Source organism: Shinella granuli (assembly GCF_004341885.1).
Lineage (GTDB): Bacteria > Pseudomonadota > Alphaproteobacteria > Rhizobiales > Rhizobiaceae > Shinella > Shinella granuli.
On the sequence record NZ_SLVX01000029.1, the window covers coordinates 1 to 13320 of the forward strand.

Consider the following 13320-nt stretch of genomic DNA (forward strand, 5'->3'; position numbering starts at 1 on the left):
GCGTCAACAGAACGGACCGCCTGAACCAACCCTGCCGGCAGTCCGGCGCGCCGTCATCGCAGCCCTGATCTTGATAGAAGCGGAAATCCGATGTCTGCACTGCAACCACCAGATCGGACGCCATCCTTTCAATCTGCCAAAGTAGTGCTAGTCTCGATATGCATTCGGAAACACGATGTCCTGATCAACGAGAACGTTGAACTTGTAGCCCGGCCTAATTTCGAGCGTCGGCTGGACATTGAGGTTTCGGCTGATCGTCTGCTCGGCCACGCGACCAAAGCTCTCCGCAAAATTCCGCCTCGCCGCATCGGAGGCCGTATCCTGCGTGGCCAGCGTCGAACTTTCGGGTATGGACGCGTCGATCCCGATTCCGATCAGAGCGATCAGTGCTGCCGAGCCGAATGTCCTCCAATAGTGGTTGTTCACCTTGTCTTGGAAGCCACCGTGGCCTTGGGCATCCGTTCCCGCCATGCCGCCAATCTGCAGCGTGGATCCATCAGGGAAGATGATATCGGTCCAGACGACGAGGACACGATTCTGGCCAAACGACACCTTGCTGTCGTAGCGGCCGAAGAGCTTCGCTCCCTGCGGGATCAGCAGGCGATGCCCGGTCGCGCTGTCATAAACATTTTGGCTGACCTGGGCCGTGATGCGGCCGGGCAGATCCGAATTGATGCCTGATATCAGCGTCGCCGGAATGACCGAACCGCGTTTCAGCTCAAACGGCGACTGCTGCGGCACAACGCGATTGGGCAAGTATCCGAGGTCCTTGAGATCAGCGTTGAAGAAGTCCTCTTTGGAATTCTGCCCGTTCGGATCGACATTCTGCCCGCCGAGACCAGCCCGCAACGCGGCAGCATAAAGATCCGAGGTGGCGCCGGTGGTCGTCGATGACGCAGCGTTCGTCGTCGTTCTTGCCGCGGTGGTCTCGTCTGCCCTCGCCTCCAGCTTGCTGCGGTCGATGGAGAGAGGCGCGTCATAGGCCGCGTCGTTTGCCTGCAATCGGGCCATGCGTTGTCGATGCCGCTCGCGCAGATATTGCTCCCTCTGCTCGCGCTCAAGGCGGGCGCGCCAGACCTCTTCGGATTCCAGCTGCTGCCCGCGCCGCTGTTCCTGATGTTCGCCCGTTTGCGGCGTGAAGGGATTGTTCGCCTTCTCATCCTGTTTGCTCTCGACGGGTGTCGGCTGGAACGTCGTCTGCTGCTGCGGCTCGCCGATGATGCCGTCAGTCACGCCACGCTTGATCTGGTCTGCAAAGGTCGAGGCCGGATTGCCCGAGCTCGTGTCCGGACCGGTGTCCGTTCCAAAGTCAAGCCCGCGGGAGGTGAGCCCATAGAAAATGACGCCGAGGAAGGCGATCAACAGCACGATCACCACGATAATCGGCAGGCGGTTGATTCGCTTGATGCCGGATTCGGCTTCGGCATTCGCAGCACCACCGAGTTGCAAGGATTGGACCATGATGCTCTCCCTCAGCCGCGCCGCATCAGCGAGAGCGCACTCGCCGGCGTCGCGCCGCTTGCCGTTACGGTGTAGGCGCGGCCAAGTTCGACGTTATCGGTCGAAAGACGCGCCAAAACCTGGCCATCGAAGGGCAGAACGACATAGGCGAGCGGGATGACCTGCGTGCCGCTGTCCGTCTTCTGGTCGGTGACGACGGCATAACCCCAGCCTTTCAACGCCGCCTCCAGCGCCTGCCCAAAGGGCGAGGCGTCCGGTCTGAGGGCAACCGTCGCCTTGCCGGGTCCGATCTGCTCGGCAAGCCGGCTGACCATATCGTCGGCAATGGCGCTTGCCGCCGGGCCGGAGATTTCCGGTGGCGCGTTGCTGGCGACCAGACCGTCAGTCCCCATAGACTGGCATCCGGAGAGGAGGATGGCGAAGGTGCCGGCCGCGGCAATAGCGCGGATGGGGCGCAAGAGGAGATTGTCGGCAGAGTTTCGCATCACCGCCCTCCTCTTCTGATCGTCACCTTTTCCTGTTTCCATCCGACGCCCGAGACCAGCACCGCGCGATCGATGTGATAGTCGACCACCATCATGTCGTTCTTCATTCGGTAGTTGACGATCCGGTTCTGTCCGCCGGACGTCACGAACAGCACCGGCGCATCCTGGCCGGAGATCGAGCGCGGGAACTGGATGTAGGTCTTTTGCCCGTCCGAATAGACCCGTGTCGGCAGCCAGCCGGCCCTGCCTGACACCGAATAGGAGAAGTTCAACTGCTCGGCCGGAACGCCGGCGCCGGGGATGGTGCTCGCCTCGAGCCGGGCATTGATGTCGGCGAGCTTGGCCGACACATCTTCCGGATACTCGAAACCGACGCGGGCCATATATTGCGTGGAATGCGACTTGAGCTGGATATGATAGGTCCGCCGCGATGTCGTCACCACCATCGAGGTTACCAGGCCCGGCTCCGACGGCTTGACGATCAGGTGGATCGCCTGGCCACCGGCCGCCCCTGATGTCGCCGGCTCCACCTTCCAACGCACCGTGTCGCCAACCAGCACGTCGCGAACCACCTCACCACCCTGGAGCTCGATGTCGCAAACCTGAAGCGGCGAGCAGACGACCGAGGGCTGAACCTCGCCATAGAGAAAGATCACCTTCCCGTCCGCTCCCTTGGTGACCAGGCCTCGCGATCCGCGCCACTGGCCAGAGATGCTCACGCCCTTCGCCTCGTTGGCGGTCACGCCATCGGCCGCAAAGACTTCGAGAGGTGCAAGGGCGGAGAGCGCCAGCGCCGCTGATATGATGGCGCCCGCAGTCAGCATGGCTGAATAGTTCACAAGTCGGATATTCATGTTTGGGGCCATGCCTTTCAAAGCTGCGCTGTCCAGTCGAAGTCGCGGAGATAGAGACCGATAGGATTGAGACGGATGACGCCCTCGTCCTGCGGCGGCGTGAGGGTTACGGTGGCGATGCCGCGAAAGCGGCGTGTGGCCGTCTCCTTGCCGCGGCGGTCGCGCTCGAACTCGGTCCAGTCGACCTGATAGGACTGGTTCGACAGCGCGACGATGTTGTTGACCTCGACCGCAACCGTGGCGGTCTTCGCCTTCTCGAAGGGCGAATTGGAACGGAACCATGCGTTGACCTTCTCGGTCGCAGGATCCGAGGTCCTGAGCAGGCCGTAGGTCCGGTCGATATATTGCTTCTGCACGACCGCATCCGGCGTCACGGACCGGAAATTCGAGACGAAGCTGCCGAGCGTGGCGCGCACGACACGCGGGTCGGCATATTCGATCTGCTGCGGGAAGCCGGCATTGGAGGCCGTGCCGAGCTTGTCGACCTCGACGATATAGGGAACGAGCTTCACCTGCGTGCTTTGATAAAGCGCGTAGCCGAAGCCGATCACCGCCATGACCATGCCGGTGACACCGACGATGCGCCAGGCCGCGGCCGCCTTCACATAGGAGCCATAACGCTCGTTCCACTCGTTGCGCGCCGCCAGATAGGGATTGGCGATATGGGGATTATTCGGCGGATTGCGTCCGGCCATGGTTGATCAGCCTCCGGCTACTTGTTTTCGCTGATGGGTGGGGGCGGAGGTGGCGGCGTGGGCCGGCCCGATTGCCGCGTCTGCTCGAGCTTGGCGTTGGCTAGGCCGAGCAAGGATCCGGCGTAGGCGCCGGGTGAGGCAATGGCCTTCTCTTTCGCGGCAGAACCGGCCGCCCATCCGGCGCTTCCAATACCGGACGCCATACCGCGGAGCGCTGCGCCCGCCATCGACGATCCCCCTGCCCTGGCCGAGCTAGCCGTCTGCGCTCCTTTCGTTGCGGCACTCGCGCCAAGGAAAGCGCCGCCGGCCGCGAATGTCGCGGCCTGGCCGCCATGGCGGATCGCTTCCATTCCTCCAGCGATGGACGCGCCCTGGACCACGCCCTGCAGGATGGGCGGGACATACATGGCGATGACAAAGACCACGACCGAGATGCCGGCGATGGCGAGCGTGGTAATGAACTGCTCGGATGTGGCCGTCGGCGCTTCGGCCAAGCCCAACAGGATGTCGGAACCGATCTTGGCGATCATCACCAGCGCCATCAGCTTCATGCCGACGGAGAAGGCATAGACCAGATATTTGACCGCGAAATCCTTGGTGAAGGACGAGCCGCCGAGACCGAGCATGATCATGCCGGCGAGCAGGCCGACATACATCTCGACCATCACGGCGACGAAAATCGCGGCAACCAACGAGAAGGAGACGACGACCACGACCATGGCGAAGACCGCGGCGATCGCCAGCGCGTTGTCTTCCCATAAGCCGAACTTCGCCTGTTCCGACATCTTGGTTGCGACCCGGATGCCCGCGTCGAAGATGTTTGCGGGTGATGCCGAGCCGCCGCCGGCGCCGATCTGGTAGAGGCTATCGACCACGGCCTTGGCGAAGGACGGTCCCTGGTCAAGGATGAAGGCGAAGAGGCCGATGAACATGATCCGCCGGACGAGCTCGGCGAACCAGCTGTCGAGCGAGGCGGCGTTGATCGCCAGCCATACGGCGGCGATCCCGACCTCGATACCGGCAAGGATCCAGAACAGCGAACGCGCCGCGTTCATCGCCGTTGTCTCCCAGCCTTTCGCGGCGGTTACGACGGAGTTTTCCAGCGTCGTCAGGACCGAACCCTGTTGGGCAAGCGCCGGTGTCGTCGCCAACAGGATGAGGCCGATCGAAATGAACACGAGTTCCAGCTTCCGGGAGGGGTGGACGATCACCATCGCGGTTTCATCTCCTGCCCGCCACGGACGTCGCGATCCGGATCGCCGCTGAAGAACTTTTCCCGGTGTTCGCGGCGCTCGGTTTCGGAGGCAGGTTGGGTAGCGGCCGCGCCCGATCCGGACACGGGCGCCGGACGCGGCTGGACCACGTTCCATGTGACGATACCGGCACTGAGCGCGACGATCCCCGCCAAGACGAGAATAATAATCAGACGCGGGCTCACCAGCGTGGCTCCATTGTCTGGCCACCACGGATGTCGCGCTCGGTCGCACTGAAAAATTGTTCACGGCGCGCCTGGGCCAGATCCTTTTGAGCCTGCTCGGACTGGAACCACGTTCCCATCATGGTCATCTGCTGGGAGACGAGACCGCGCAGCTTCTGCATCTGCGCGACCTGCTGTGCGGCGATCTGATGTCCGACCTGCAGCGCCTTCATCTGTCCGTCGGCGGATTCCGACATCGAGCGCAGCGACGACATCGTGCTCTCTTCGCTGGAAAACTGGTCGGCCGTCAGGTTCGCCGCCTTCAGCGTTCCGGCGATCGTGTCGCGATTGGTGTCCGACCAGTTCTGGTAGGTCGTGGAGAAGCTCGCTCCATCAGGCAGATTGCTCTTCATCTCGGCAAAGCTCTGGAAACGCTGCTTCAGCACATCGTCGATATTACCCATCGAGAAGGCGACGCCTTGTCCTTGGGCGACGACGTTTTGCAGGCTCTTCAGGTCGCCTTCGACATGCCCCCAGATGTGGTTCGGCAATTGCGCCGTGTTCTGCAGGAGATTGTTGTAGATGTTGAGCTGGTTCTGGATCTGCTCGGCAAGCTGGGAGATCTGGGTGATCTGGTTGTTCACCTGCTCCGCGGACTTGCCGACCAACGAGACAAGCTCGGCATTGTTGGCAAGCTGCGTCCACTCGGTCGCCTGGCCGGTGACGCCACCGGCATAGGCAGGAACTGGTTGAGTGGCGGAGAGCTTGATGGCCGCGATAACGGTGGCGCACGTCAACTTACTTGGCCGGGAAGAGTATTTCGGCATGGGCGATCCCCCTTTGCTGGAGCCAGTGGAGAGGCCATGCGGCCCCATGTTCGGAATGAAGCGCGCGAATGCGCTTCAAATCTTCCTTGCCGGACGCACCGACAAAGGAGAGCGCAACTGAACCGAGTGCCATGTCGAAGAGCCTGCGGCCTTCGGGCGAGACGACGTAATATTCGCGCTTCGGAAGCGCCGTCGCGACGATCTCGATCTGCCGCTCGTTGAAGCCGATGCGCTCATAGAACTCACGTGTGCCCGGCTCGCGCGCCGCGCCATTCGGCAGGCAGATTTTTGTCGGGCAGGATTCTTTCAACACGTCGATGATGCCCGATCGCTCAGCGTCGGAGATCGACTGGGTGGCAAGCACCACAGCGCAATTGGCCTTGCGCAGCACCTTCAGCCATTCGCGAATCTTGTCCCGAAACACCGGGTGGCCGAGCATCAGCCAGGCCTCGTCGAGAATGATGAGGCTTGGGTAGCCCGTCAGGCGTTTCTCGATGCGGCGGAACAGGTAGGTGAGGACGGGCACGAGATTGCGTTCGCCCATGTTCATCAGTTCCTCGATCTCGAAGCACTGAAAGGCGCTGAGTGCCAGACCGTCCTCCTCGGCATCGAGAAGCTGCCCCATGGGGCCATCGACGGTGTAGTGGTGCAGCGCGTCCTTGATCTCGCGCATCTGCACGCCCGACACGAAGTCGGAAAGCGAACGGCCTCGCGATTCCGCCATCAGCCCGATCTGCCGGGAGATGGCGTTGCGATAGTCCGGGGTGATGGTCACACCCTGCAGTGCCACCAGGGTCTCGACCCATTCCGACGCCCAGGCGCGGTCGCCATCGGTCGAAAGCTCGGCAAGCGGGCAGAAAGCCAGCGCCCTCCCCTTCCCTTCCGGATGAATATCGCCGCCGATCTGGTAGTGATCGCCATCAATGCCAAGCGTCAGCGGCAGCATCGAGCCGCCCTTGTCGAAGGCGAAGACCTGCGCGTCTGGATAACGCCGGAACTGCGCGGCGATCAGCGCCAGCAGGGTCGACTTGCCGGAGCCGGTCGGCCCGAAGATCAGCGTGTGCCCGACGTCGTCGACATGCAGGTTCAGCCGGAACGGCGTCGAGCCGCTGGCAACCTGCATCAGCGGCGGTGAGCCCGGCGGATAGAACGGGCAAGGCGCCGTCGGGCTTCCCGACCAAACGGAGTTCAGCGGAATGAGGTCGGCGAGATTGCGGGTGTTGATCAGCGGCTCGCGGATATTGGCATAGGAGACGCCCGGCAGGCTGCCGAGAAAGGCGTCGGTCGCATTCAGTGTCTCGATCCGTGCGCCAAAACCTTCCGCCTGGATCAGCCGGCGGACCGCCTCGCATTTCTCCTGCAAGCGGGGCTGCAACTCGTCGAAAATGACGATGACCGGTGTATAGTAGCCATAGGCGACGAGTTGCGAAGAGGCTTCGGCAATCGCATCCTCGGTCTCCGTCACCATCATCATGGCGTCCTGGTCGACTGAGCGGCTCTGTGTCTGGAAGAGCTGATCGAAGAAGGGCCTGACTTTCTGCTGCCACTTCTTGCGGGTGCGTTCCAGCTTTGCCCGCGCCTCCTCGGCATCGAGGAAAACGAAACGCGACGACCAACGATAGGTGAGCGGCATCAGGTCGAGGCTGTTCAGGATACCAGGCCAGCTTTCCGCCGGCAGGCCGTCGATCGCGACGACACCGAGGAAGCGGTTCTCGACAAGCGGCGTCAAGCCGTGCTGCAGCTCGGCCGTCACCAGCCAGTCGAGATACATGGGAATATCGGGTAGACGCACCGGGTGGTTCTCGCCGGTGATGCAGAAGCGGATGAACTGGAAGAGCTCGTCATAACGGGCGACCCGGAAACCGCCGCGCTCTTGCGTCTCGCGTGTCATCATCCGGCGGATCGACACAACGTTCGTGAGATACTGCTCGACCTCGCGGATCGAGGTCAGAAATGTCTCGAGCGCCTTGTCGGCATAGGTGGCGGACCTGCTGCCGGCGTCGGAATAGACGTAGCGGGTCAGCCCCGAGCGCCGCGGCTCCGGTGGCCGCCAGGTCAGGATCAGTGCGTGCCGGCTCTCGAAATGGCCCCTCTCCTTCTGGAAATGCGCACGCCGTTCGGCGTCGATCGCCCGTGTGACCGGATCGGGGAAGTGGCAATCATCCTCGGCCGGATAATCGCCTGTCGGAACCCTGACGGCCTCCACCTGGATCATCCACCCGGAGCCGAGCCGCGACAGGATCGCGTTGATCTGCCGCGACACCTCGTTGCGCTCGGCGTCGGTCGAGCTCTCGCTGTCCGGTCCCGCGAAATACCAGCCGGCCATCAGAGAGCCGTCCTTCAGCAGGATGACACCGTCATCGACCAGCCCGGCATAGGGAACGAGATCGGCAAAGGACGGTCCGGAATCGCGGAAGCATTTGAGGGCGACCATGATAAAACCCTCAGAACCTGCGCCAGGGCGACGACGTCGCGCGATAGAACGTCTTGTAAGAGATGTGCCGGACATAGACCCGCCGCATGAGAGGATCGGCCTTTGCCATCATGCGCAGCGCCGCGACCGCGACCAGCCAGATTGCGATACCGAAGAGCGCCGCGTACCAGGTCAGCACGACGAAGATCAGGATGACGGCGGCAAGCGCGGTGAGCAGCACGAGTTCGCGGTCGGCGCCCATCAGAAGGTTCGGACGCGACAGCGCCCGGTGCACACGCGAGCGGGAAAGGCTGGGGCCGGCGTCAGCCATGATCCCCCTCCCCTTCCCATCGAAGCGCGGGCGTCGGCGTGGCGATGCCCGTCGCTGATCGCGTCCTGACCTCGCCGATACTGGCACCGGTTGCGCCGAAGAGGGCGACGATCTGCGTGGCACCCAGCAGAACACCGCCGACGAGGGCGACGTAGCAAAGCCTTCTCGCGAAGTCGTTGAGCTCGCCGCCGAAGATCAGCATGGCGCCGGCGATGGCGACCGCCGCGAGCGCAATGAAGCCGGCGACGGGCCCGGTGATGGACTGCTGGATCTGCTGTAGCGGCGACTCCCATGGAAGGCCGCCGCCACCCGAGGAAGCCAGTGCCGGCTCAGCCAGGCTGAGAGAGATAGCGGCGAGGCCCAAGCAGGCGAGCCTGATCTTTGTCCTATGCGACATGGCTGTCCTCATCGATCTGGGCGTAGTGTTCGGTCCGGTAGCGGGCATTGCCGAAACCCTCGACATGGATCACTTCGCGGACCCTTCTGCCCTTCCCTGTTCGTTCGATGGAAACGACGAGATCAACGGCCTCGCCGATGACTTCCTGCATGGGCTGCTGGCTCGCTTCCGCGGTCAGTTGCTCCAGCCGGCGCAGGGCCGACATCGCCGTGTTGGAGTGGATGGTGGTGACGCCGCCGGGATGGCCGGTGTTCCATGCCTTGAGCAGTGTCAGTGCGGCGCCGTCGCGGACCTCGCCGACGATGATGCGGTCCGGTCTGAGACGCATCGTGCTCTTCAGGAGCCGGGCCATGTCGACCGTGTCCGTCGTATGCAGGCACACAGCGTTTTCCGCCGCGCACTGGATCTCGGCGGTGTCTTCCAAGATGACCATGCGATCGTCCGGCGCCGTCGCGACGATCTCGGCGATGACGGCATTGGCGAGTGTCGTCTTGCCGGACCCGGTTCCGCCGGAAATGACGATGTTCATGCGCGACGCGATCGCGCTGCGCAGCACAGAGGCCTGTGCCTCCGTCATGACTTTCGACTTGACGTATTCGTCGAGCGGGATCAGCCGCGACGCCCGTCTCCGGATCGTGAAGGCAGGCGCCGATACCACCGGCGGAAGCAGGCCCTCGAACCGATGTCCGCCGATCGGCAGTTCGCCGGAAATGATCGGCTGCTCGTCGTCAGCTTCCGACTGCAGCGCATGGGCGACACTGCCGATGACGACTTCGGCGGTGGCGGCACTCATCGCCCCGGCGGGGGCAACACCGTGCCCCAGCCGTTCGATGAACAGCCTTCCATCGGGATTGAGCATGATCTCGACGACCGTTGCATCGTCGAGTGCGACGCAGAGCTGGTCGCCGAGTGCGTCCTGGAGTTTGCGGACGAGACGAGGATGGGAACGGAGCTGGGTCACGCCGCGCTCCTCAAAGGACCGGCGCCATCGTGCTCGATGGTCGAACGGTAACCGGGCGGGCAAACCGTGTCGAAGCTGGCGCGATCAGCCGGCAGGCTGCCCGCAACGGCTGTGGTATTGCCAATGGCCACGGGATCGCCGAGACGGCTCATCGGCCATCCCGCACGCTTCAGGATGCGCTCGAAGCGAAGATCAGTGGCGGTGACGATCTCGCTGTAACCGTTTGCCATCGACCATTCGATGATGCCGGCGAACATGGTGAGCGTCGCCTGATGGAGGCTCCCTCCCCTCCCCGCAGCCAGCGACGTGTCGACGCAGAAGCGTGAACTCTCGACCACCGCTACATGGGCATCGAGCGAGCCGCGCTCAAGCAGTTGCGGGAATGTCCGGTCCAGCATCGTCGGGCCAGAAGCGGGCAGCAGGCGTGCGCACCCGACGACCTTCTGATCGGTGGAGATCGCGAGGATGTAGGTCGGCAGGAGATCGTCGTACTGATCCCGCTCCCCCTGTTCGGTGATGGTGACATCCCACTCCAGGCGGTCGCCAAACACCGCGGCCCTAAGACGGTGCATCTGGTTCAGGTAGTTGCGGTTGCTTGCGTAGTGGTTGGCCGAGACGCTCAGAATCTGCATTGTGATCTCCGCATGAACTGGTCAGGCGAAGGGAAATCATCTCGTGTTGCGTGTGGCTATGTGCAGATTTGCATCCGGTGATTCTACCGAATCGGCGGTATAGCTCTCGAAAATCGGGCGGAAGGCGGAGTCTAAAATGTTGATAAGAGGTGCAGATCTGCATTTCCTACACCCCGCTGCGAACAACGGGAGGCGGCTAACTACAAGATAATGATTGATGAATCCGCTTTCGGCTTAACTGGGGCAAAAGCGCGTTAACCTTTCGTTAACCAAAAACGCCTTGCAACCAAACACGCATTCAGTAATCGTCACGGAAAAATGGCATTACATGCCGATTAACCGTGACAAGAGATTCCACCGTGAGCAAAGCTGTTGCCATATCCCGAAATGATCGTCCCTCAGTAGATGTCACTATTGGTGATCACGCTGAACAGCTGAGCTCTCAGCTCCAGGCTATGAGCGAAGCCCTGTTCCCTCCGACGTCGCACAAGAGTTTGCGCAAATTCACGTCGGGTGAAGCGGCGCGCCTAATGAAAATATCTGATTCGACCCTTCGAAAGATGACCCTGGCGGGTGAAGGTCCTCAACCCGAACTCGCCAGCAACGGAAGGCGTTTCTACACACTCGGTCAGATTAACGAAATCCGGCATATGCTGGCAGGCTCTGCCCGCGGACGCGAGAGTATCGAGTTTGTGCCCCATCGGCGCGGCTCGGAACACTTGCAGGTCATTGCGGTGACCAATTTTAAAGGCGGCTCCGGCAAGACAACAACGTCAGCCCATCTTGCTCAGTATCTTGCATTGCAGGGCTACAGGGTACTTGCTGTAGACCTCGATCCGCAGGCCAGCCTATCGGCACTCCTCGGCGTTCTCCCGGAGACGGATGTAGGTGCCAACGAGACACTGTACGCGGCAATCCGGTACGACGACTCTAGGCGGTCGCTCAAAGAGGTGATCCGCTCAACGTACTTCGATGGCCTGCATCTCGTCCCCGGAAACCTCGAGCTTATGGAGTTCGAGCACACAACCCCAAAGGCCCTGACGGACCGCGGTTCGAGAGATGGGCTTTTCTTCACGCGTGTCGCCCAAGCATTTGACGAAGTCGCTGACAACTATGACGTCGTTGTCATCGACTGCCCTCCCCAGCTCGGTTTCCTGACACTCAGTGGTCTGTGCGCCGCCACATCAATGGTCATTACGGTGCACCCGCAGATGCTCGATATCGCGTCCATGAGTCAGTTTCTGCTTATGACTCGTGATCTTCTCGGTGTCGTGAAGGAGGCCGGAGGGAATCTACAGTATGATTTCATCCGCTATCTGCTGACCCGGTTCGAACCTCAGGATGCCCCGCAGACGAAGGTCGCGGCGCTGCTGAGGAACATGTTCGATGATCACGTCCTGACTAATCCGATGGTGAAGTCTGCGGCGGTTTCCGACGCCGGCCTTACGAAACAGACACTCTATGAAATCGGGCGAGAGAATTTGACTCGTTCGACATACGACCGGGCGATGGAAGCTCTGGACGCGGTGAACGCCGAAATCGAAGGATTGATCAAGGCTGCCTGGGGACGCTCATGATTGGAGTATTGCAGGATCCCTACATGCTGTTGGGAGCTCCCAACAGACTCCACCAGAGCCGATTTCTGTTTTCGTTGCAGGGGTCGTATCCAACAATTTTGAACCGAAAGGTTGGGGGAAGCCGCCGCCCAAGCTGCATTAGCCGCAGCTTGTTGGGAGCTCCCAACAGGCCGCCTTCCGCCGGATGCGGTGCTTCGAAACTATCTTGCAGAGATCAATGCCATGAGCCGTAAGGACGCAATCGACTCATTGTTCCTCAAGAAGCCGGTTGTGAGCGAAAAGGCTGCAACGGACAAGTCAGCTGCCCGTGTGCGCACTGGCGCAATCTCCGCGATGGGCTCGTCACTGCAAGAGATGGCGGAGGGAGCGAAAACCGCAGCTCGACTTCAGGATCAGTTGGCTTCGGGCGAGGCGGTCGTTTCCTTGGATCCGTCGATGATTGAAGGATCGACGATTGCCGACCGATTGCCGACCGCTATTGATCCAAAATTCGATCAGCTCAAGGCAAGCATCGCTGAAAACGGACAGCAAGTCCCGATCCTCGTTCGACCTCATCCGGAAAAGACTGGCCGGTATCAAATTGCATACGGACGTCGGCGGCTACGGGCTGCCATAGATCTGGGTCGAGAGGTGTCGGCGATCGTCCGAAGCCTTACCGATCGTGAGCTGGTGGTGGCTCAAGGGCGAGAGAATCTTGATCGCGCCGACCTTTCATTCATTGAGAAGGCGCTCTTTGCGCTCCGGCTCGAGGATGCGGGTTTTGATCGCGCAACCATTACTGCTGCCCTATCGACCGACAAGTCTGACCTAAGCCGCTATATCGCCGTCGCGCGGAGCATTCCAGAAAAGCTTGCTATCCAGATTGGCCCGGCCGCGAAGGCGGGTAGATCGCGCTGGGTAGCGCTTGCTGAAAGCCTCGGGAAGCCAAAGGTCATGGACGCTGTTGAGGCGATTCTGGGGTCTGAACGGTTCTTGGCCGCGGATAGCGACGCTCGTTTCGCACTCATCTTCGATGTTGCATCGAAGCGGCCGGCCAAGCCTTCCAGGAGAGTAAAAAACTGGAGCACGCCGAAGGGGAAAAAGGCGGCGCGCATCCAGCTAGAGACCGGGAAGACAGCATTAATTTTCGACGAGAAACTGGTGCCATCTTTCGGAGAGTATGTCGCGGACCAGTTGGATCGTTTGTATGTCCAATTTCTTGAAACGAATGAAGGAGAGAAAGCCGACCGAGGGTGAGATTTGCATCAATTCCGAGCCGCGCTCGGTAGAG

General features: G+C 61.4%; 14 protein-coding genes. 2 read left to right on the plus strand and 12 right to left on the minus strand.

What is annotated here, in order from left to right:
* Positions 1-147: 147 nt before the first annotated feature.
* The 12 genes from trbI to traI are packed head-to-tail and all read right to left on the minus strand — an operon-like array spanning position 148 to position 10473.
* A complete protein-coding gene (gene trbI, locus EV665_RS27815) occupies positions 148-1461 on the minus strand; it encodes an IncP-type conjugal transfer protein TrbI (protein WP_133036597.1) in 1314 nt (437 codons plus the stop codon).
* Positions 1462-1472: 11 nt separating this feature from the next.
* Positions 1473-1946, minus strand: coding sequence for a conjugal transfer protein TrbH (gene trbH / locus EV665_RS27820; protein WP_133036598.1), 474 nt, complete (start codon positions 1944-1946; stop codon positions 1473-1475).
* Entirely contained in the window at positions 1946-2800 is an 855-nt protein-coding gene (trbG, locus tag EV665_RS27825; RefSeq protein WP_133036599.1) for a P-type conjugative transfer protein TrbG, read from the minus strand. Before trbG ends, trbH begins: the two co-directional genes overlap by 1 nt.
* A 17-nt stretch (positions 2801-2817) precedes the next feature.
* Positions 2818-3495, minus strand: coding sequence for a conjugal transfer protein TrbF (locus EV665_RS27830; protein WP_133036600.1), 678 nt, complete (start codon positions 3493-3495; stop codon positions 2818-2820).
* A gap of 17 nt (positions 3496-3512) precedes the next feature.
* Positions 3513-4709, minus strand: a complete 1197-nt coding sequence (gene trbL / locus EV665_RS27835) for a P-type conjugative transfer protein TrbL (protein WP_133036601.1) — start codon at positions 4707-4709, stop codon at positions 3513-3515.
* Complete coding sequence (gene trbK, locus EV665_RS27840) at positions 4703-4933, minus strand: entry exclusion protein TrbK (protein ID WP_133036602.1); 231 nt, start codon at positions 4931-4933, stop codon at positions 4703-4705. The genes trbL and trbK overlap by 7 nt, the downstream gene beginning before the upstream one ends.
* Positions 4930-5739, minus strand: a complete 810-nt coding sequence (trbJ, locus tag EV665_RS27845) for a P-type conjugative transfer protein TrbJ (protein WP_133036603.1) — start codon at positions 5737-5739, stop codon at positions 4930-4932. The genes trbK and trbJ overlap by 4 nt, the downstream gene beginning before the upstream one ends.
* Positions 5711-8173, minus strand: a complete 2463-nt coding sequence (locus tag EV665_RS27850) for a conjugal transfer protein TrbE (protein ID WP_133036604.1) — start codon at positions 8171-8173, stop codon at positions 5711-5713. The genes trbJ and EV665_RS27850 overlap by 29 nt, the downstream gene beginning before the upstream one ends.
* 10 nt (positions 8174-8183) lie before the next feature.
* Entirely contained in the window at positions 8184-8483 is a 300-nt protein-coding gene (locus EV665_RS27855) for a conjugal transfer protein TrbD (RefSeq protein ID WP_133036605.1), read from the minus strand.
* Positions 8476-8880, minus strand: a complete 405-nt coding sequence (trbC, locus tag EV665_RS27860) for a conjugal transfer pilin TrbC (RefSeq protein ID WP_133036606.1) — start codon at positions 8878-8880, stop codon at positions 8476-8478. Before trbC ends, EV665_RS27855 begins: the two co-directional genes overlap by 8 nt.
* Positions 8870-9841, minus strand: coding sequence for a P-type conjugative transfer ATPase TrbB (gene trbB, locus EV665_RS27865; protein WP_133036607.1), 972 nt, complete (start codon positions 9839-9841; stop codon positions 8870-8872). The genes trbC and trbB overlap by 11 nt, the downstream gene beginning before the upstream one ends.
* A complete protein-coding gene (gene traI, locus EV665_RS27870) occupies positions 9838-10473 on the minus strand; it encodes an acyl-homoserine-lactone synthase (RefSeq protein WP_133036608.1) in 636 nt (211 codons plus the stop codon). Before traI ends, trbB begins: the two co-directional genes overlap by 4 nt.
* Positions 10474-10832: 359 nt before the next feature.
* Between traI and repA the strand changes: the two genes are divergently transcribed.
* Together repA and repB are read left to right on the plus strand one after the other, a co-directional pair.
* Complete coding sequence (gene repA, locus EV665_RS27875; protein ID WP_133036609.1) at positions 10833-12050, plus strand: plasmid partitioning protein RepA; 1218 nt, start codon at positions 10833-10835, stop codon at positions 12048-12050.
* Between the two features lie 222 nt (positions 12051-12272).
* Positions 12273-13286 (plus strand): plasmid partitioning protein RepB, encoded by a 1014-nt coding sequence (gene repB, locus EV665_RS27880; protein WP_133036610.1) that lies wholly within the window; start codon positions 12273-12275, stop codon positions 13284-13286.
* The last annotated feature ends 34 nt before the right edge of the window (positions 13287-13320 follow it).

Bases quoted from the DNA above. Each gene is read 5' to 3' on its own strand.
- trbL (WP_133036601.1), bottom strand. From the start codon at position 4,709: ATGGTGATCGTCCACCCCTCCCGGAAGCTGGAACTCGTGTTCATTTCG.
- trbH (WP_133036598.1), bottom strand. From the start codon at position 1,946: ATGCGAAACTCTGCCGACAATCTCCTCTTGCGCCCCATCCGCGCTATT.
- trbI (WP_133036597.1), bottom strand. From the start codon at position 1,461: ATGGTCCAATCCTTGCAACTCGGTGGTGCTGCGAATGCCGAAGCCGAA.
- EV665_RS27855 (WP_133036605.1), bottom strand. From the start codon at position 8,483: ATGGCTGACGCCGGCCCCAGCCTTTCCCGCTCGCGTGTGCACCGGGCG.
- EV665_RS27830 (WP_133036600.1), bottom strand. From the start codon at position 3,495: ATGGCCGGACGCAATCCGCCGAATAATCCCCATATCGCCAATCCCTAT.
- trbC (WP_133036606.1), bottom strand. From the start codon at position 8,880: ATGTCGCATAGGACAAAGATCAGGCTCGCCTGCTTGGGCCTCGCCGCT.
- traI (WP_133036608.1), bottom strand. From the start codon at position 10,473: ATGCAGATTCTGAGCGTCTCGGCCAACCACTACGCAAGCAACCGCAAC.
- repB (WP_133036610.1), top strand. From the start codon at position 12,273: ATGAGCCGTAAGGACGCAATCGACTCATTGTTCCTCAAGAAGCCGGTT.
- trbG (WP_133036599.1), bottom strand. From the start codon at position 2,800: ATGAATATCCGACTTGTGAACTATTCAGCCATGCTGACTGCGGGCGCC.
- EV665_RS27850 (WP_133036604.1), bottom strand. From the start codon at position 8,173: ATGGTCGCCCTCAAATGCTTCCGCGATTCCGGACCGTCCTTTGCCGAT.
- trbJ (WP_133036603.1), bottom strand. From the start codon at position 5,739: ATGCCGAAATACTCTTCCCGGCCAAGTAAGTTGACGTGCGCCACCGTT.